This window comes from Enterococcus sp. AZ020, from assembly GCF_050499205.1.
In the GTDB taxonomy this organism is placed as follows: Bacteria; Bacillota; Bacilli; order Lactobacillales; family Enterococcaceae; genus Enterococcus_L; species Enterococcus_L dunnyi.
Genome location: NZ_JBIPAT010000001.1, coordinates 2,763,375 through 2,782,227 on the forward strand (window position 1 = coordinate 2,763,375; position 18,853 = coordinate 2,782,227).

The following is an 18,853-nucleotide window of genomic DNA, read 5'->3' on the forward strand; positions in this document are numbered from 1 at the left end:
TCTGTCAGAGCTGAACAAGCTCATTCCACATCTATCGTTATCGAGCTGCACAAATCAATCCTTAGGAAAATAGACAAATTGCCAGTGAGGCAAAAAACACCTCAAAGTCAATTTCCTAATTTTCTACAGGATTAAGCGATTTGTTCCGCATCTATCGTTATCCAGCTACACAGGTCAGCCTTTTGGGAAAAAGATAAAAATGAATTGTGGCAAAAAGCACCACATTTCATTTTTCCTATTTTCCATTCAAGGCTAAGCGACCTGTTCTGCTTTTATCATTATCCAGCTGCACAAGCCAACCTCTCGGAAAAAAGACAAAAATAGAGTGAGACAAAAAGCGTCTCAATCTATTTTTCCTATTTTTCATTCAAGGTTAAACGGCTTGTTCCGCTTTTAAATTTAGGAGGGATCTACCATGGCAGAGGTGCCGTTGACATTAGCCGAAGCAACAGAGAGAGTAAAAGAATTGCGCGGTCAGTTGAATCAGTATGCTCATGAATATTATGTGGCAGATAAGCCAACTGTAGAAGACTATGTGTACGATCGCTTATACAAAGAATTAGTAGATATAGAAACAGAATATCCGGACTTGATCACTGCTGATTCACCAACGCAACGTGTGGGTGGTAAAATTTTATCTGGTTTTGAGAAGGTCACACATGAAGTTCAAATGTATAGCTTGAACGATGGGTTCAGCAAAGAGGATATTTATGATTTTGATGAACGTGTGCAAAAACTCGCTGGAAAACCGGTCAGTTATTGCTGCGAGTTGAAAATCGACGGGCTAGCGATTTCCTTGAAATATGAAAATGGAAAATTTGTTCAGGGGGCTACTCGAGGAGATGGTACGGTAGGGGAAAATATTACTGAAAACCTGAAAACAGTTAAATCGATTCCGTTAGAATTGAAGAAACCGATCTCTATCGAAGTGCGTGGCGAGTGTTACATGCCGAAGCAGTCTTTTGTTAATTTGAATAAAGAACGGGAAGAAGCAGGACAAGATGTCTTTGCGAATCCTAGAAATGCAGCTGCCGGAAGTTTACGTCAACTAGACACAAGTATGGTAGCAAAAAGAAATTTGAACACCTTTTTATATACGGTAGCAGACTTTGGACCAATGACGGCTCAGACACAGTTTGATGCACTTAATGAATTGTCTGAAATTGGTTTAAGAACAAATCCTGAGAAAAAGTTATGTAAGGATATTGATGAAGTTTGGGCTTATATTGAAGAGTATCATGAAAAACGAACAGAGCTTCCTTATGAAATCGATGGGATCGTGATCAAAACCAATGAGTTTACGATTCAGGATGAACTAGGCTTTACGGTCAAAGCTCCGCGTTGGGCGATCGCTTATAAATTCCCGCCGGAAGAAGCTCAAACGGTCGTGGAGGAAATTGAATGGACGATCGGACGAACGGGTGTTGTAACACCAACTGCTGTAATGCAGCCGGTACGAGTTGCTGGAACAACAGTCAGTCGTGCGAGTTTGCATAATGCAGACTTTATCGCGATGAAAGATATTCGTCTGAATGACACAGTGCTTATTTACAAAGCAGGAGATATCATTCCTGAGGTTGCTCAAGTCCTGACGGAAAATCGTGATGAAAATAGTCGACCTTACGAGATCCCAACACATTGTCCAGTTTGTGACAGCGAATTGGTCCATTTGGATGAAGAAGTTGCTTTACGTTGTATCAATCCAAAATGTCCTGCTCAAATCAAAGAAGGACTAAATCATTATGTTTCTAGAAATGCAATGAATATTGACGGTTTAGGGCCAAGAGTATTGGAGCAGATGTACGATACTGGTCTGGTTGCTGATGTAGCTGATTTGTACTTTTTAACAGAAGAGCAATTAATGACTTTAGAAAAGATCAAAGAAAAGTCAGCAAATAATATTTTTCAGGCGATCGCAGCCAGTCGGGAAAATTCTGTTGAGCGTCTGATCTTTGGTTTAGGGATTCGTCATGTGGGAGCGAAAGCAGCAAAAGTTTTAGCGGAGCATTTTGGCGATCTATGGGCAATCAGTAAAGCAACGAAAGAAGATGTTGTGGCGTTAGATTCCATTGGTGAAACAATTGCCGATAGTTTAGTCACTTACTTTGATAATGAAGAAGTTCATGAATTGATGGATGAACTGACAAAAGCCGGTGTGAATTTTGAATACAAAGGGATTCGTACGGCTCAATTAGCTGCAGTAGAATCTCCATTCAAAGACAAGACAGTCGTTTTAACTGGGAAGCTGACGCATTATAATCGTGAAGAAGCGAAAGAAAAAATCGAAAGTCTTGGTGGTAAGGTTACCGGCAGTGTTTCCAAGAAGACGGATATTGTGGTTGCTGGAGAAGATGCTGGAAGTAAATTGACCAAAGCTCAGGATCTTGGGATCGAAGTTTGGGATGAACAGCAAATGGTCACAGCCATTGATAACAGTACAACGGCTGATTCATAAGAGGGGCTATATCGCTAAATCATCACAATTTTTTTCAATTATAAGTGATTTTTTTGGTCTCTAGCCAATTTTCTTAGAATTTTATGATAGAATAAGGAAAAAGCTGTTTTATTGAATAAAAATGCTTCATTTAACAGTATAAATTTGAACGAAAGAACTCTAACAAGTCGGTCTTCTATTTTTGAGCAAGTCTCTTTATAGAATCAACTTGTCGGAGTTCTTCTAAAGGAAAGAAGGGTATCCATGGCAATTAGTGAAGAACAAGCGAAACATGTAGCAAAATTATCAAAACTATCATTTTCCGATGGAGAATTAAAAGATTTTACTGATCAATTAGGCAAGATCATTGATATGGTGGAATTATTAGAAGAAGTAGACACAGAGGGTGTCCCTTTTACTTCTAATGTTGCGCATTCGATCAATGTGATGCGTGAAGATCATGCCGTACCTGGCATGGATCGTGATGAGTTAATGAGAAACGTGCCTGAATCAGAAAATGGCTATATTAAAGTGCCAGCAATTATCGATAACGGGGAGGCTGGTGCATAATGGAGAAATTATACGATAAATCACTTACAGAGCTGCACAATCTTTTAGTATCAAAAGAAATCACCGCAACTGACTTAACACATGCAACCTTGGATCGCATCAAAGAAACAGAAAAAGATGTCGATTCATTCATTACAGTTAGTGAAGAAAAAGCGTTGGAGCTAGCGAAAGCGATCGACCTAAAAGGGATCACTGAATCTAATCCTTTAGCTGGAATCCCGATCGGTGTCAAAGACAATATTGTAACCAAAGATATTTTAACAACAGCAGCGTCAAAAATGCTGCATAATTTCAATCCGATTTATGATGCAACGGTAATGGATAAATTGTATCAAGCAGATATGATCCCAGTTGGAAAATTGAATATGGACGAATTTGCGATGGGTGCAAGTACAGAAACATCATATTTCAAACAAACAAAAAATGCTTGGGATCATTCAAAAGTTCCTGGTGGTTCTTCAGGTGGTTCGGCAGCAGCAGTTGCTGCTGGTCAAATTCCTGTTTCATTGGGAAGTGATACGGGTGGAAGTATTCGCCAACCAGCTTCATTCAACGGAATCGTCGGCATGAAGCCAACATATGGACGTGTATCTCGTTTTGGTTTGATCGCCTTTTCTTCAAGCTTAGATCAAATCGGTCCAATGACTAGAAACGTTCAAGACAATGCTTTAGCATTGAATGCCATCAGTGGCTTTGATGAAAAAGACGGCACTTCTGCCGGCGTATCTGTTCCTGATTTTACAGCGGGCTTAACAGGCGACATCAAAGGCATGAAAGTAGCTTTGCCAAAAGAATATCTTGGTGAAGGTGTGGATGCTGGAGTTCGTGAGGCTGTCCTTAAAGCGGCAGAAACATTTAAAGCATTAGGCGCAACGGTTGAAGAAGTCAGCTTACCACATTCAAAATACGGTGTAGCTGTTTACTATATCATCGCTTCATCAGAAGCAAGCTCAAACTTACAACGCTTTGACGGTATTCGCTATGGCTATCGTTCTGAAAATGTGAAGAATCTTGAAGACGTTTATGTAAATTCACGTTCAGAAGGTTTTGGTATTGAAGTAAAACGTCGTATTATGTTAGGGACATTTTCATTAAGTGCTGGCTATTATGATGCTTATTTCAAAAAAGCAGGACAAGTTAGAACTTTGATCAAACAAGATTTTGATAAAGTATTTGAATCGTATGATATTATTATCGGTCCAGCATCTCCAACTGTCGCTTTTGGGTTAGGTGAAAACATCAATGATCCAATCACGATGTATATGAATGACCTATTGACGATTCCAGTGAACTTAGCTGGATTACCAGGTATGTCCGTACCGGCTGGATTCTCAGAAGGATTGCCAGTAGGCTTACAAATCATTGGGAAAGCTTTCGATGAAAGCACGATGTATAAAGCAGCCTATGCATTTGAGCAAGCAACAGATTTCCACACGAAAAAACCTGTGATCTTAGGGGGGAATGACTAATGAACTTTGAAACTGTCATCGGACTTGAGGTCCATGTAGAATTAAAAACAAACTCTAAAATCTTTTCACCAGCGCCGGCTCATTTTGGTGCTGAGCCAAACAGCAACACAAATGTGATCGACTGGGGTTACCCAGGCGTCTTGCCAGTCATGAATAAAGAAGCGATTGCTTTTGGAATGAAAGCAGCACTTGCTTTAAATTGTGAAATTTCAAAAGACACACATTTTGACCGTAAAAACTATTTTTATCCAGATAATCCCAAAGCCTACCAAATTTCTCAATTCGACCAACCTATCGGTCATGATGGCTGGATCGATATTGAAGTAGAAGGCGAAACAAAACGTATTCGAATCGAACGTGTTCACTTAGAAGAAGATGCTGGTAAAAATATTCATGGAGAAGGTGGTTATTCTTACGTCGATTTAAACCGTCAAGGAACACCGCTGATCGAAATCGTATCAGAAGCGGATATGCGTTCACCAGAAGAAGCTTATGCTTATTTAGAAGCATTACGTTCGATCATTCTCTTTACAGATGTTTCTGATGTGAAGATGGAAGAAGGCTCAATGCGTTGTGACGCCAACATTTCATTACGTCCATACGGGCAAGAAGAATTCGGAACAAAAGCCGAGATCAAAAACTTGAACTCTATGAGCTTCGTTAAAAAAGGATTGGCCTTTGAAGAAAAACGCCAAGCGAAAGTATTACTATCAGGCGGCGAAATCCAACAAGAAACGCGTCGTTTTGATGAAACGACGAATAAAACATTATTGATGCGTGTCAAAGAAGGGTCAAGTGATTACCGTTACTTCCCAGAACCTGATGTACCGCGTTTTGTAATCGATGATGAATGGATCGAACAAGTACGCCAAAGCCTACCTGAAATGCCTGCTTCTCGCCGTGCACGATATACGAAAGAATTAGGATTACCAGAATACGATGCAATGGTCTTGACATTGACGAAAGAAATGTCTGATTTCTTCGAAGCTGCCTTAGCAGAGGGAGCAGATGCCAAACAAGTATCAAACTGGTTGATGGGTGAAGTTTCTGCTTACTTGAATAGCGAAAAAGTCGAGTTGGCTGATACAAAACTAACGCCTAAAAATCTAGCTGGAATGATCACGTTGATCGCAGATGGCACGATCAGTTCGAAAATCGCGAAAAAAGTCTTTAAAGAATTGATCGAAAATGGCGGAGATGCTAAAGAAGTTGTTGAAGCGAAAGGTCTAGTTCAACTTTCTGATCCTTCTCAATTGTTGCCGATCATCAATGATGTGTTGGATAACAATCAACAATCTGTCGATGATTTCAAAAATGGGAAAGACCGTGCAGTCGGCTTTTTAGTAGGTCAAATCATGAAAGCAACGAAAGGTCAAGCAAACCCAGGTGTTGTAAACAAACTGCTCCAAGAAGAATTGACAAAACGATAGAAAGCAGCAGATGCAGATGAAAAAAGCAAGAGTAATTTATAATCCAACTTCCGGTAAAGAACTAGTCAAGAAAAATCTAGCAGACATTCTTTCGATCTTGGAAGAATGTGGATATGAAGCTAGTGCTTTTGCCACAACTCCAGAAGAAAATTCCGCTAAAAATGAAGCCCGCCGTGTAGCCGAATCGGGATTTGACCTGATTGTTGCAGCGGGGGGAGATGGAACGATCAATGAAGTAGTGAACGGAATCGCTCCTTTAGAAAATCGTCCTAAGATGGCGATTATACCTGCTGGAACAACGAATGATTATGCAAGAGCATTGAAAATCCCTCGAGATAATATTGTCAAGGCAGCGGAAGTGATTCGCAAAAACCAAACAGTCAAAATGGACATTGGCCGTGCGCGCGAGAACTATTTTATCAATATCGCAGCAGGTGGTCATTTAACTGAGTTGACGTATGAAGTTCCTTCAGAACTGAAAAGTATTTTTGGCTACCTTGCTTATTTAGCTAAGGGTGCTGAAATGCTGCCGCGGGTCAAACCAATCAAGATGCGGATGGAATACGATGAAGGTGTATATGAAGGAAATGCATCCATGTTTTTCCTTGGGCTGACAAACTCAGTTGGAGGATTTGAAACGATCGTACCCGACGCCAAACTGGATGATGGCAAATTTTCTTTGATCATCGTTAAAACAGCAAATGTTTTTGAGATCCTTCATTTAGTTGCCTTGATGTTAAATGGTGGCAAGCATGTGGAAGATCCACGGTTGATTTATACGAAAACAAGCTATTTACATGCTGAAACTCTAGATCCCAAAGCGAAGATGATGATCAATTTAGACGGAGAATATGGCGGCGATGCTCCAATGGAATTTACGAATTTACATCAGCATATTGAAATGTTTGCCAATGCCGATGCGATTCCTTCAAATGCGATCATGGGATCGGTCCTAAGTGAATATAAGGATGAAGATGGTCAGGAAGAAGAAGATCAGTATCATGCAGCAAGCAAAGAGTTTGTAAAAGAAGTTGAGCGTTTGACCGAAGAAGATATTGATAACAATGGACAAATCGGTTGATTCTTTCATGAAAAAGAGGTTTCAGTCAAAACATCTTAGTTTTGACTGGGACCTCTTTTTAATTAGGAGGCTTGATTCAAAAATGAGAGAGTTTATCGGAAAAACACAATATATGGTTTCTGTATGATTAGCAAACACAATATATAGCATAAAAAAGCTCTCATAATTCATTGTTGAGAAGGATTCTCATTGACTTCTGATGCAAACAAGAGTAAATTAATGAAGTCGTCAATTCTGCAGAAGGTGATAATAACAGTCGCGAGAGGTTTGTTTGAGATGAGTGCAAATTTTATTATAAATGATTTTAAAGGCTGGCAAAGAAAAAGCTATTTATTTTTGATAATAATGATTTTAGTCCAATTGATCGCGTTTCTTTTTAATCCATCCAGTTGGATCACATTAGTTGGAGGCTTATCCGGAATTATTTGTGTCAATCTGATTGCTCAAGGAAAAGTAAGTAACTATATATTCGGTTTTATCAGTGCGTTGATCATTGGTTATTTTGGTCTAAAAACAAGAGTCTATGCAGAGGTACTGCTTCAAACGTTTTATATCATCATGGATATTACAGGATTATTTGCTTGGCTGAAAGCAAGTGAAGATGGAACTGGAAGTGTGACAGAGGTCAAAGTCTTAAGAGGAGTTCAATGGTTATATGCGGGGGTGATTTGGCTAGTGATCGGTCTGGCTGCTTATTATCTTCTAGGATTTGTCAACGATGCACAGCAAACACTTGATGCAGTAACTTTTAGTGTCTCAGCAACGGGAATGCTATTGATGATCAATCGGTATCAGTCACAATTTGTTTTTTGGTTATTAGGAAACTTATTTTCTATCATTTTGTGGTTTAAAGCCGGGACACATGCTGGCGGGGACTATGCATTGTTTGTTATGTATTGTATGTACACCTTTAACTCGATATATGGTATGATACATTGGTTGAAAATTAAAAAAAATAATTAATATAGGTAGGGAGTTCGATGGCAGTGATCGTTTTAGCAGGTACAATTGGTGCAGGAAAGTCCAGTTTGACAGAAATTATTTCAGAATATTTAGGTTCAGAGGCATTTTATGAATCTGTTGATGATAATGAAGTATTACCTTTGTTTTATGCAGATCCTCAAAAATATGCATTTCTATTACAAATTTATTTTTTAAACAAACGTTTTGATAGCATTAAACAAGCGTTATCTCATGAAAATAATGTATTAGATCGTTCGATCTACGAAGATTCATTGCTTTTCCATTTGAATGCTGACTTGGGCAGAGCAAATGAAACTGAGGTGAAGGTCTACGATTCGTTGTTAGAAAACATGCTGCAGGAACTACCGTATGCTGCACATAAAAAGCGTCCAGATCTATTAGTTCATATCAAGGTATCTTTTCCCAAAATGCTGGAACGAATCAAACGACGAGGACGTTCATACGAGCAGGTCGACGATGATCCAGAACTCTATGAATACTACAAAGAGCTAAATAGCCGCTATGAAAAATGGTTTGAAGACTATGATGAAAGTCCAAAAATTCAAATCGATGGAGATAAATATGATTTTATCGAAAATGATGAAGCAAAAAAAGAAGTGATTCAATTGATTGAAAATAAACTGGCTGAAATCAACTAGTTTAAATGAAATAATGAAAGATGAGGTAAAGAAGACCGTTTTTATCTCATCTTTTTACGTTCTGCATTAAAAATATAATTCTTTCACTGTAAATCCGAACTCTCTATTGCTTTTCCTGTACTTTTTCATTAGAATGAGTGAAGCGTATAAAAGAAGGAGCGACCTATGAATAATTTTCCAGTAAAAAAAAATGAAACGATCGAAGTAGAGATCATTGATTTGACTCATGAAGGAATGGGTGTAGCTAAAATCGATGGTTATCCGCTATTTATAGAAGATGCTTTACCAGGTGAGAAAATCGAAATCAAAGTCTTGAAAGTCGGTAAAAGCTTTGGCTATGGAAAAGTAGTGACTATTTTAAAATCGAGTGAAGACCGTGTACCAGTCAAAGATCGAAATTTTACCAAAGTCGGCATCAGCCCACTGCAGCATTTAGCTTATGGAGCCCAATTAAATTTCAAGACCAACCAAGTAAAAAACGTGATGCAGCGTGTAGCCAAATTGCCGGATGTGCCAGTTTTAGATACTTTAGGAATGAAAAACCCATGGGGCTATCGTAATAAAGCACAAATTCCAGTAAGAAAAATCGATAATCAATTACAAACAGGTTTCTTTAGAAAAAATAGCCATGATTTGATTCCATTGGAACATTTTTATATCCAAGATCCTAAGATCGATGAAGCAGTGATCAAGATTCGTGATATCATGAGACGTTACAGTGTGAAACCATATAATGAGTCTGATAACACTGGAAACTTACGACATATCGTTGTTCGTAGAGGCTATCATACTGGAGAAATGATGGTAGTTCTGATTACAAGAACACCAAAACTATTCCCGACAAGTAAAATCGTCCCGGATATTTTAGAGGCGCTTCCTGAAGTGGTTAGCATCGTACAGAATGTCAATCCGAAAAAAACAAATGTCATTTTTGGTGAGGAAACAATTTTACTTCATGGTGAAGATCAGATCATTGATACGATTTTTGATTTGAAATTTGAAATTTCTTCTCGTTCATTCTATCAAGTCAATCCACAGCAAACAGAAGTAATGTATAATAAAGTAAAAGAGTACGCAGCTTTAACAGGTAATGAAGTAGTCGTTGATGCCTATTGTGGTATCGGTACGATCGGTCTGACTTTAGCAAAAGATGCGAAACAGGTTTATGGTGTGGAAGTTATTGAAGAAGCCGTGAAAAATGCGGAAAGTAATGCTCAACTAAACGGTATTACAAATGCGACCTTTACTGCCGGACTTGTGGAAGAAGCGTTACCAAGATTATTGGAACAAGAGATCAAAGCAGATGTTGTGATCGTTGATCCTCCACGTAAAGGATTGGAAGCAAGCTTAGTCGATACCTTGATCGAAACAAAACCAGAGCGCATTGTTTACGTTAGCTGTAATCCTGCAACACTAGCAAGAGATCTTGCTTTGTTGGTAGAGGGTGGTTATGAAGTAAAAGAAGTTCAACCAGTAGACAATTTTCCTCAAACGACCCATATCGAGTCAGTGACGTTACTGACAAAGGTGGTGTAAAGATGGATACAAAAAAGAAAATGCTTGAGCTGATCAAAAAGAAACAAAGCGGTGGTAGATCTAAGCAGATGGAAGCACCGAAGAATGATCGTAGAAATATGCGAAAAGGACCAAAAATATACAATAAATAATAAAAAACCAATGCCGTTCCACATTTCTGTGAAGAATGGCATTGGTTTTTTACTATGATCGTGAATATGTCTCTTGATAATGAAGTGCTGCGCCAATCAAGTTGGCATCCTTTTTAAAGTGGCAAATTTTTATATTGGGTACCAATAATTCATGTTCTTTTTTTAATAAGCTTCGATAAATATCGATTTTAGGTTTTTGGCTCACTAATAATTCAGTGATCCTTTTATTTAGATTAGGTAATAACTCAGGATTATTACTGATTCCTCCGCCTAAACCAATGAATTCTGGAGAGAAGGCGTCATTTAGAAAAATCATGATCTCTGCAAGTGCTGAATACATGCGCTCGATTTCTTGACGAGCAACATGATTTCCTTGTTTTGCAAGCTCAAACACATCTTTTCCTTCGATCGTACTTGGCCATTTAAAATTTTTTAAAGAGACTGTTCTTCCTAGCTGAACAGGAGACACGTGTGAGTTATTCATCATTTTTATTGCATCGGCGATCAATTTCTCGACTGTATCGATTTTTTCAGCAGCGTTTTTAAGAATGCGTCCATCTTTTACGATGGATAAACCAACACCTGATCCAATAATCGTAAATAATGCATTTTGATGATTTTTACCGATCCCTAAAGTCGTCTCAGCTAATGCCGCACTATCTGCATCATTTTGTAATGAGACAGGTAAGCCCACGAATTCAGAAAACTCTTTTTGAAATTCACCTATGTGCAAAAAAGGAACATAGCTCAGTCCCCGAATCATTCCAGTCGATTCATCAGGTTCTCCCGGACAGCTGACAGCTACTCCGATGATCGAAAATTCATCTGAAAATCGTTCATATAATTGCTGTACAGATGCATAAAACTGTTTTCTAGTTCGCGGCGTAGGAAAAATACTTTGGTGATACAATGTTTTATGACACCAAATGCCATATTTAACAGCCGAACCTCCTATGTCAAGAACTAATAATGCTTGTTTACGAGTAATCATAACGTGAGATCCTTTCGATGGAATAGGTTTCTTACAATCTTTTTAGATATCTTGGAATTAAAAAAACAAATCACATCGTTCATTATCTTGGAACAGTGTGACATAACTATATTTTTATGCTATGATGAATATGAAAAGAGGTAGAAATTCCTACCTCTCTTGTAGACCCGTTCAAAAGACGGTGACTATAATTAAATGGAGCCATCTAATTACTGTCCAAGTGGAATTAGATGGTTATTTTTTTGGTTTATCTTGGTCTATGATCAGCACAACTAAAGTTGCAAATGCAACCATCAGCGTAAGTGCTTCAAAAACAGACATGTCTATTCCTTTCCAGGGATAAAGCAGAGAACCATAAGCATCACCCCTTTTTCTAGGAGTTAGCCACCATCTTTTTCACTTTTCTACTCATCGATCATAACACAGTTCATTTAATAAATCTGGCTCGTTTTTGTAATTAGGCAGAGAAAAAATCAAGTAACGGCTCTGCTAAGATATCGTTATCAATAATATAGCTACCGTGATCTTGGTTTTCCATGATTTTCAAATCAGAAGCTTCAATCAGTTGGTGCATTTGTTCAAATATCTCTATTTCGCATAGATCATCATCAGCAGCGATGATCAGTGTAGGGACTTCGATTTTACGTAATTCTTGCAAAGGGATACTTGGTTGTTCCATCATCAATTTAAATAAAGGATTTTTCGTTTCTTCATATTTTTCGACAATATGGTCAAATATTTCAGGTTTTAGCTGATCAGGGCTTGTATTAGCGCCTAAAAGAGCTAGTTTATTGAGACAAGATAATTTTTGGATGCCCATGATGATCGCTAAGATGGCACCATCACTGAAACCAACGATATTGACCTTTTCAAGCTTCAACACATCGATAAAATCAATGATATCATCAGCCATTCGTTCATAATCATACTGTTCTGTCTGGGCGCTTTTTCCGTGATTACGGCTATCGATCGCATACACTGTAAATTCTTTTTGTAATTTTTGACTTAGCCAATCGAAAATATGATGATCCTCTCCATTGCCGTGTAGTAATAGCATTGGTTCTCCGTGCCCTGATTTTGTATAAAAAAGTTCAGTACCGTTAACGTTGATCATTGTCATAATATGTTCCTCCTGGTGGTCATTTTTATTGTATTACTAAGAAGAAGTATAACAAATGAACCTTGACAGCATCATGTCAAGGTTGAAAAAATCGTATTTATTTTCTTCGACTAGTATCGACTTTCTTTTGGTATTTCTCGATCTTATAATCCAGCATATCGATTCCTTCTTGAATTTGTTTCATTTCATTTAAAGCAATTTGTTTCTGTTTTTGTAAAAGCGCCAATCGATTTTGATTGGTTGCATCTCCTTCGTGCCACCAGTCGATGTATTGTTTGAGATCTTCGATCGTCATACCAGTCTTTTTTAAGTGTAAGAAAAAATCGATCCATTCTTTATTCTGTTCATCATAAATTCGAATATTATTTTGGTCTCTATTTACGGTAATGAGACCTTCTTTTTCATAAAAACGTAAAGTATATGGACTCAGACCTGTGATTTGTGAAAATTCTTGGATTTTATAAGTCATTGCTTCATCCTCCTGAACAGTTTTCTCATTTCATTTTACCACGTAGAGTTGGCTCTAAGTCAAGCTTTGTAATTTTTTTAATAGTTCCTTGACTTTGAGTGTACTCTAAGAGGTATCCTGAAAAAGAAAAGAGCTTGAGGAGGGAAAAAAGTGGACAGTTTAAAAATGAGGAAAATTTCGATTTTAGCAGTATCATTGATAGTTGTTTCAGGTGCCGCGATTGGAGCAAATCTACCAGCGATCGCTCAAACATTTCCTGAGATTCCATTGCCATTGGTAGAGATGCTAACAACGATTCCAGCATTATTCATTATTCCAGCTGTATTATTGAGTACAAAGATTGCTAAATGTATAGGCTATAAAAAGTCAGTTTTGCTGGGATTAGGAATTGTTTTGATTTCAGGGATCATTCCAGCTATAGTGACTAACTTTGCAATCATATTTATTTCAAGAGCTTGTTTTGGTTTCGGTATAGGGATGTTCAATTCGCTGCTTATTTCAATTATTAGCTATTTTTATCATGGAAATGAACGAGCGGCAGCCATCGGATTTCAAAGTGCATTTGAAGGGATCGGCGGAATGTCATTGACGTTTGTTGTGGGGCAGTTACTGAAAATCAATTGGCAGGCATGCTTTTGGATTTATCTGATTGTAGTACCGATTTTTATTTTGTTTGCTCTATTTGTACCAGAGATTTCTCCAGACGAGCTAAGTCCAAAACGTGAAAATAAAAGCGATTCTGAGCAAGTAAAATTGATTGAAAAAATATTGTCCACTAAAGTATTTGTAAGCTATATTTGCTTATTGATCTTGGTTGTGTGTATGTATATGTCGATAACTGTTAAGGGCACTTTTTTGGTGACGACTTTAGGATATGGAAATGCAACTGATGGCAGTAACATTTTATCACTGATCGGAGTTGGCGCGATGATTGCTGGTTTTTTATTTGGGCCCATTTTTTCTGTGACCAAACAATGGACATTGCCGCTTTCATTTCTCATGATGAGTTTGGCAATGCTAGTGATTGGACTTTCTGATCGTGTATGGATTACGGGGATTGGAGCAATGATTTGTGGTTTTGCCTTCCGAACCTTTATTCCTTATATATTTAACAGAGTTAATAATGACTCAGGACAAAAGGCAGCTTCTCGAATGTCGTTATTGTTAGTAGGATTCAATCTAGGTTCGGCATTTTCGCCTTACGGGATTGCGTTGATTGAGAGAATATCTAATTTTTTGTCAATTCGGGGAATATTTTTTTTAGAGGCTGTTTTGTTATTACTTTTAGCGGTTATCACAATAGGAAATATATTTTGGAAAAGAATACGAATAAAAAAATTGTGATTGTCCCATTGATTTAAAGCTTAGTTTAAACGATATGCTATGAAATAAGGAGAGCTTAGTATGAATATTGGTACAGCAAGCAAGGAAACGAATGTATCAGCGGATACAATTCGTTATTATGAGCGGATTGGATTGATTCCGCCAGTCAAAAGGACCGAAAGCGGGATTCGTGAATTTAATGAGGAAGATCTACGTTGGATCATTTTTAGCAGACAAATGCGTAACGCAGGTCTTTCAATTGAATCCTTGATCGAGTATTTAAGTCTTTTTCAGGGAGGTGATCACACAGTTCCCGCACGTTTAGAGTTATTGAACGAGCAGAAAATCATTTTAGAAGAACGAGTGGATATGATGCAAAGCGCATTAGATCGTTTGAAGTTTAAGATTGAAAATTATGATAGTCACATGGTTCCTACTGAGAAAAAATTGAAGAAATTTAGTTGAAAACTATATAGACAAAAAAATGACGGTAAAAAAAGAGGAAAGTGAACTAAAGCTCACTTCCTCTTTTTTGTTTTAAAGCTTATTTAAACCAACCTAAAACACCTGAAACTGTATTTAAAATACCTTGTATAATATTGATAATGAACATACACATTTTCTCCTATTCTGTAATTAATTATTTAAAGAAATTGAAAAAGTTAGAAGTAACATCTAACCAATACTTAACGATATCCACCCACATGAATAATTCCTCCTTTCTTTTTTAACATATAGTAATATTAATATTTCTATATGAGTATAATAACACTCTTTTTTTGTTTTGTAAATAAAAAATTTATCTTTTTTTATCATTGATATAAAAATTATCAGCTTAATTACTAATGGAATGAAAAATAGCTGTTGAAAATGACGTGTAGAGTTACTTTTATATCTTATCATCTCAGTTACGCAACCTCTCAAAAAATTCAAGAATCTCCATACACTCTAATTGTCTTGCCAAATGTAATTTTTCTTCTAAATGATCCATATGACAAGGATTGGATGTATCTACTTTGGAATTGCAATAGCAGATTATGCATTTTAAAAATAGCCATTGGTATAGCTGCTTATTCTTTTGTGCAATATCTTTTCCAAAGGATGCATATTCGATGGCAGGATCGTATTTGTTTTCCATAATGAGTAACGTACATAGATTACATATAAAACTTAAGATGTTATTTTTTTCTAAAAAAAATGAACTGTATTTTTCAATGTACTCTGAAATCATGGGCATCATATCTAGAATTTCTTCTGTTGAAAAACAAAACATCGTATTATTAAACAATCTAAAATCATAAATCGTCCAACTATTGATACTTTTAAAGTAGCTATTGATAGAGTCAACGGATTTACGACTGTCTAATAAATTTTTCTTGCTTTTAAATTTGCAATGTGCTTCCAGAACGATTAACAGATGCTTGTATTTTAGTAATTTATCCTCTGAATATTTTTTCTCTAAATGATTTTTCAATTCCAGATACTCTTTTTCGGTATATTCTGCGTAATTTTCTATTGTATTAAACCTTAGATTGCTGTTATTCTTATCCATTTCTTGTTGAATCAAGAAAACAAATTCATCTAATTCTGTATTTAAGCGCTCTAATAGTTCCAATAGTATTTTGATAGATGGAGAATATTTATTTGATTCTAATAAGGAAAGATAGGATCTAGAGATAATATTGTTACTTACGTATTCTTGGGTATAGTTATGGCTCAATCTGATTCTTTTTAGAATATCGCCGATTTCTATTTCGTTTATTTGCATGATTACAATCTCTCCTTATATATTATTCAGAAAAAGTACTTAGGTCTCCCTGAGATTTTTTCCTGAATTTGGATTTATTTTAACCTATAAATAGATAAAAATATAGTTATTTTTTTGTATAAAATACTAACTATATAGCGTTATTATTTTTTTTTGTTGTAATATAAAACAGAAGATTACGGGGGAGGTGTTTAAATTATGCCTGTTATTTTATGCGTACTATGGTTTTTTTTATAGAACAATTTAACCTGTTATCTTTTAGAAAATTGGAAGGGAGGTATGAATAATGGAATTCAAAAAAGTTGAAGAAAAAGACGCTAACTTTATTATTGTCGGCGGACTTTTAGTTGTAGGTGGATTGATTGCAGCTGTAGTTTGCTAATCAGACTAAAATTTAATTCTCAGAATATAAACATTACGTGTTATAGATGCTGAATTACTTATGAGGTTTGTTAAAAAAAGTTTACTTCTGAGAATTAAAGTAGTATGAAAGTTCAATCAACATTTTTATGCGGGAGTATCCAAGGGGAGATATGACTTTATCAAGACCAAATTAATTGATTATTTGGAGATAAGTGCCTTGGCTCCCGCTACTATTTAAAAGTACCTGACGATAATTAGAAATAGGAAGAGTATCACTTGATAATAGGGGTGATCTACTTTTTGAGGGGAATAACTTATGTATGATTATGACTTAAACTCTTTGATTTGTTATCAACGTCTTCAAAATAAAGAAGAGTATCATCTTTATGATGGCCTCAGTAACCAACATTATCTTGTTAGTGAGAAGGAAATTACATTTTTATCTATGCTGGAAAAAAATTATTCTCTCTCTGAACTGGAAGCAAATTCAAAATACACTCAGGCTGAAATTATATCGTTTATGGAAATCTTTGAATCGATTGGGTTGCTTAATCCAACGAAAAAAAAATCATTTTTAAGAGTGAATGTTTCAAAAGTTAAGAAGAGCTTTACATCTATAGTTTTAGAAAAATTATGTTTTATATTCCTTATTATTGGAGGAATAATTGCAGTAGCATTTTCGACTTTTTTTTCTATGAGTGAATATGTTTCTGCTTGGAAATCTATAGAGGAGCAAAACTTGATTTTTCTATTCGTCCAAGTGTTTTTGATAACAGTAGTCAGCATTTTATTTCACGAAATCGGTCATTTTCTTTTTGCCATAAATAGAGGATTACTTGTTCCTACGATTTCTTTGAATATAAAAAAGGGCTTAGTCAGTGTTGATACTACAGGAATACAATTTTTAAAGGAGCTGAACGATAAAATAGCTATTTTATTCGCGGGTCCACTTTTTAATCTCGTTTTGAGTTTATACTCTTTTCTGGGAGGAATGCTTGCGGGAGAGACAAAATCATTTTGGTTATTGGTCAGTGTGATCAATTTTCTTTTTTTTATACAAAATATGTGCTTATTATTTAGCCAAAGCGATGGACAAAAAATTTTGACTGAGCTGACTCAATCGAGCTTGATTGCAGATAATATGAATATTTTTTATTTTTTTAAAAATATGAATGATTTAAATCTTCAGAGACTATGCTTCTTTTTATTCCTATGGAGTCAAAAAATAGTACTTGTAGCTATGCTCATTATTGCCATAGCGGAAATTTTTTGAATGAGGTCGCGCTTTGAAAGGACGTGTGAAATATTAAAAATCTTTATTTGAATCCTTATTGCTCTATTTTAAAAAAAGATAGGCTCACGTATTTATTCAGCAGAGTAGAACAACAATTATCCTTGCCAACGCTCATTGTTGATGAACTTTTAGCGAATCTACCATGTAATATAGAGCAGGCAGCACTAATAGTGGGAAATGAGAATCTTGAAGCCTTGCTTAACTTGAATATTTTAACGAAGGAACTGATCGAAACAACTAAGGTAGACTCTGTAAATAGAGGTTGGTTTTTAGCTCAAAGTGAAAAACATCTTTATGATAGCGTTAAAGAAAAGACGGTACTTATTTTAGGCTGTGGCGGTCTGGGTTCTCATTCAGCATGGGCTATGACAGCCTTAGGAATAAAAAAAATGATCTTGATAGATGATGATAATGTCTCAATAGATAATCTTAACCGACAATTATTATACGACCAGGCGGATATCAATCATAGTAAAGTTTCTGTATTAAAGAATAAGTTAAGTAAAATCAATCCAGATATAGAGATTGTTACATATAAAAGAAAAATAACTAATCCATATATCCAACTGTCAGATATTTTAACTCTTCATGATCCAGTAAATCTTGTAATCAAAGCCGTCGATACGCCAGACAATCATATGAGACTGTTCAGTGATTACTTCAGTCATATGAATATCCCATACACATCTGGCGGTACATTGGGAAATGGGATCATTTTAGGCCCAACGTACCACCCCAGCCTACCCAATCATTATCAAAAAGAAATAGCCGCAACCGAAGAGCTGACACGTGTTCATGTAAAAGGGACTTCTTTGCCAATGATCATGGAAAAAGTTGCAGCTGAGGTAAATCTCGAAGCTTTAAATATATTATGCAACCGTATCGACAAGGTTAGGTTTAATGATTCTATAAGCTATGAAAATCTTTATGAACCATCTATTTCTCGTGAAAAAAGAAACCTCAGGATTTTTTTATTTTTGATCGTTGGATTAATCAGTACGAGTCTTCAATTTTTAGTCTTATTTTTAATATTTTGGATGATAAGTAGCAAAAAAGAAATGATGATGAAGGTGGTATCGTTAGCTTCAGGATTTGCTTTTAGTCAGGCAATTCAAGTACTTCTCAGGGCAAATGTATTTACGATTCATATAGCTATAATTTGTTTTATTCTATTTTTTTCAAGTATACCATTAGCTATTTTTTGTCTGTGTGATTATTTTATTAGGAACTATAGGAGGATCAGCGAGTGACT

18 protein-coding genes are annotated in these 18,853 nt (G+C 36.2%); 13 read left to right on the forward strand and 5 right to left on the reverse strand.

The features are described from left to right. The first annotated feature begins 415 nt into the window (after positions 1-415). The 9 genes from ligA (at position 416) to IGI58_RS13295 (ending at position 10,273) form a co-directional block, all read left to right on the forward strand. Positions 416-2,455, forward strand: coding sequence for an NAD-dependent DNA ligase LigA (gene ligA / locus IGI58_RS13255; protein WP_429953033.1), 2,040 nt, complete (start codon positions 416-418; stop codon positions 2,453-2,455). A 243-nt stretch (positions 2,456-2,698) separates the two neighbouring features. Beyond that, positions 2,699-3,004, forward strand: a complete 306-nt coding sequence (gene gatC, locus IGI58_RS13260) for an Asp-tRNA(Asn)/Glu-tRNA(Gln) amidotransferase subunit GatC (protein ID WP_087639509.1) — start codon at positions 2,699-2,701, stop codon at positions 3,002-3,004. Next, positions 3,004-4,473, forward strand: a complete 1,470-nt coding sequence (gene gatA / locus IGI58_RS13265) for an Asp-tRNA(Asn)/Glu-tRNA(Gln) amidotransferase subunit GatA (RefSeq protein WP_429953032.1) — start codon at positions 3,004-3,006, stop codon at positions 4,471-4,473. Before gatC ends, gatA begins: the two co-directional genes overlap by 1 nt. Continuing rightward, positions 4,473-5,903, forward strand: a complete 1,431-nt coding sequence (gatB, locus tag IGI58_RS13270; RefSeq protein WP_087639511.1) for an Asp-tRNA(Asn)/Glu-tRNA(Gln) amidotransferase subunit GatB — start codon at positions 4,473-4,475, stop codon at positions 5,901-5,903. The genes gatA and gatB overlap by 1 nt, the downstream gene beginning before the upstream one ends. 16 nt (positions 5,904-5,919) lie before the next feature. Next, complete coding sequence (locus IGI58_RS13275) at positions 5,920-6,984, forward strand: diacylglycerol kinase (protein WP_225532961.1); 1,065 nt, start codon at positions 5,920-5,922, stop codon at positions 6,982-6,984. Between the two features lie 276 nt (positions 6,985-7,260). Further along, entirely contained in the window at positions 7,261-7,947 is a 687-nt protein-coding gene (pnuC, locus tag IGI58_RS13280; protein WP_429953031.1) for a nicotinamide riboside transporter PnuC, read from the forward strand. A gap of 17 nt (positions 7,948-7,964) precedes the next feature. Then, entirely contained in the window at positions 7,965-8,606 is a 642-nt protein-coding gene (locus IGI58_RS13285) for a deoxynucleoside kinase (protein ID WP_429953030.1), read from the forward strand. Positions 8,607-8,771: 165 nt separating this feature from the next. Next, the gene (gene rlmD, locus IGI58_RS13290) at positions 8,772-10,142 is read left to right on the forward strand and encodes a 23S rRNA (uracil(1939)-C(5))-methyltransferase RlmD (protein WP_429953029.1); all 1,371 of its coding nucleotides are present in this window, start codon (positions 8,772-8,774) and stop codon (positions 10,140-10,142) included. A gap of 2 nt (positions 10,143-10,144) precedes the next feature. Continuing rightward, the gene (locus tag IGI58_RS13295; protein WP_254909537.1) at positions 10,145-10,273 is read left to right on the forward strand and encodes a hypothetical protein; all 129 of its coding nucleotides are present in this window, start codon (positions 10,145-10,147) and stop codon (positions 10,271-10,273) included. 52 nt (positions 10,274-10,325) lie between these two features. Here the strand turns inward: IGI58_RS13295 and IGI58_RS13300 are convergent, their stop codons facing one another. The 4 genes from IGI58_RS13300 to IGI58_RS13315 form a co-directional block, all read right to left on the reverse strand. Continuing rightward, the gene (locus IGI58_RS13300) at positions 10,326-11,264 is read right to left on the reverse strand and encodes an ROK family protein (protein WP_429953028.1); all 939 of its coding nucleotides are present in this window, start codon (positions 11,262-11,264) and stop codon (positions 10,326-10,328) included. A 234-nt stretch (positions 11,265-11,498) separates the two neighbouring features. Beyond that, complete coding sequence (locus tag IGI58_RS13305) at positions 11,499-11,585, reverse strand: putative holin-like toxin (RefSeq protein WP_225533224.1); 87 nt, start codon at positions 11,583-11,585, stop codon at positions 11,499-11,501. Positions 11,586-11,721: 136 nt separating this feature from the next. Then, complete coding sequence (locus IGI58_RS13310; RefSeq protein ID WP_429953027.1) at positions 11,722-12,384, reverse strand: alpha/beta fold hydrolase; 663 nt, start codon at positions 12,382-12,384, stop codon at positions 11,722-11,724. A gap of 97 nt (positions 12,385-12,481) precedes the next feature. After that, a complete protein-coding gene (locus tag IGI58_RS13315; protein WP_087639515.1) occupies positions 12,482-12,853 on the reverse strand; it encodes a MerR family transcriptional regulator in 372 nt (123 codons plus the stop codon). Positions 12,854-13,003: 150 nt separating this feature from the next. Between IGI58_RS13315 and IGI58_RS13320 the strand changes: the two genes are divergently transcribed. Both IGI58_RS13320 and IGI58_RS13325 read left to right on the forward strand, forming a co-directional pair. Then, entirely contained in the window at positions 13,004-14,197 is a 1,194-nt protein-coding gene (locus IGI58_RS13320) for an MFS transporter (protein WP_429953025.1), read from the forward strand. A gap of 60 nt (positions 14,198-14,257) precedes the next feature. Further along, the gene (locus IGI58_RS13325) at positions 14,258-14,641 is read left to right on the forward strand and encodes a MerR family transcriptional regulator (protein ID WP_429953024.1); all 384 of its coding nucleotides are present in this window, start codon (positions 14,258-14,260) and stop codon (positions 14,639-14,641) included. A gap of 439 nt (positions 14,642-15,080) precedes the next feature. Here IGI58_RS13325 and IGI58_RS13330 read toward each other — a convergent pair whose 3' ends face one another. Continuing rightward, positions 15,081-15,944 (reverse strand): helix-turn-helix domain-containing protein, encoded by an 864-nt coding sequence (locus tag IGI58_RS13330; protein WP_429953023.1) that lies wholly within the window; start codon positions 15,942-15,944, stop codon positions 15,081-15,083. 679 nt (positions 15,945-16,623) lie between these two features. Between IGI58_RS13330 and IGI58_RS13335 the strand changes: the two genes are divergently transcribed. Both IGI58_RS13335 and IGI58_RS13340 read left to right on the forward strand, forming a co-directional pair. Then, a complete protein-coding gene (locus IGI58_RS13335; protein WP_429953022.1) occupies positions 16,624-17,580 on the forward strand; it encodes a hypothetical protein in 957 nt (318 codons plus the stop codon). Positions 17,581-17,771: 191 nt separating this feature from the next. Then, the gene (locus tag IGI58_RS13340; protein ID WP_429953020.1) at positions 17,772-18,851 is read left to right on the forward strand and encodes a HesA/MoeB/ThiF family protein; all 1,080 of its coding nucleotides are present in this window, start codon (positions 17,772-17,774) and stop codon (positions 18,849-18,851) included. The last annotated feature ends 2 nt before the right edge of the window (positions 18,852-18,853 follow it).

Excerpts from the sequence above, each read along its gene's own strand:
- ligA (WP_429953033.1), top strand. The coding sequence starts at position 416 with ATGGCAGAGGTGCCGTTGACATTAGCCGAAGCAACAGAGAGAGTAAAA.
- gatC (WP_087639509.1), top strand. The coding sequence starts at position 2,699 with ATGGCAATTAGTGAAGAACAAGCGAAACATGTAGCAAAATTATCAAAA.
- gatA (WP_429953032.1), top strand. The coding sequence starts at position 3,004 with ATGGAGAAATTATACGATAAATCACTTACAGAGCTGCACAATCTTTTA.
- gatB (WP_087639511.1), top strand. The coding sequence starts at position 4,473 with ATGAACTTTGAAACTGTCATCGGACTTGAGGTCCATGTAGAATTAAAA.
- IGI58_RS13275 (WP_225532961.1), top strand. The coding sequence starts at position 5,920 with ATGAAAAAAGCAAGAGTAATTTATAATCCAACTTCCGGTAAAGAACTA.
- pnuC (WP_429953031.1), top strand. The coding sequence starts at position 7,261 with ATGAGTGCAAATTTTATTATAAATGATTTTAAAGGCTGGCAAAGAAAA.
- IGI58_RS13285 (WP_429953030.1), top strand. The coding sequence starts at position 7,965 with ATGGCAGTGATCGTTTTAGCAGGTACAATTGGTGCAGGAAAGTCCAGT.
- rlmD (WP_429953029.1), top strand. The coding sequence starts at position 8,772 with ATGAATAATTTTCCAGTAAAAAAAAATGAAACGATCGAAGTAGAGATC.
- IGI58_RS13295 (WP_254909537.1), top strand. The coding sequence starts at position 10,145 with ATGGATACAAAAAAGAAAATGCTTGAGCTGATCAAAAAGAAACAAAGC.
- IGI58_RS13300 (WP_429953028.1), bottom strand. The coding sequence starts at position 11,264 with ATGATTACTCGTAAACAAGCATTATTAGTTCTTGACATAGGAGGTTCG.
- IGI58_RS13305 (WP_225533224.1), bottom strand. The coding sequence starts at position 11,585 with ATGTCTGTTTTTGAAGCACTTACGCTGATGGTTGCATTTGCAACTTTA.
- IGI58_RS13310 (WP_429953027.1), bottom strand. The coding sequence starts at position 12,384 with ATGACAATGATCAACGTTAACGGTACTGAACTTTTTTATACAAAATCA.
- IGI58_RS13315 (WP_087639515.1), bottom strand. The coding sequence starts at position 12,853 with ATGACTTATAAAATCCAAGAATTTTCACAAATCACAGGTCTGAGTCCA.
- IGI58_RS13325 (WP_429953024.1), top strand. The coding sequence starts at position 14,258 with ATGAATATTGGTACAGCAAGCAAGGAAACGAATGTATCAGCGGATACA.
- IGI58_RS13330 (WP_429953023.1), bottom strand. The coding sequence starts at position 15,944 with ATGCAAATAAACGAAATAGAAATCGGCGATATTCTAAAAAGAATCAGA.
- IGI58_RS13335 (WP_429953022.1), top strand. The coding sequence starts at position 16,624 with ATGTATGATTATGACTTAAACTCTTTGATTTGTTATCAACGTCTTCAA.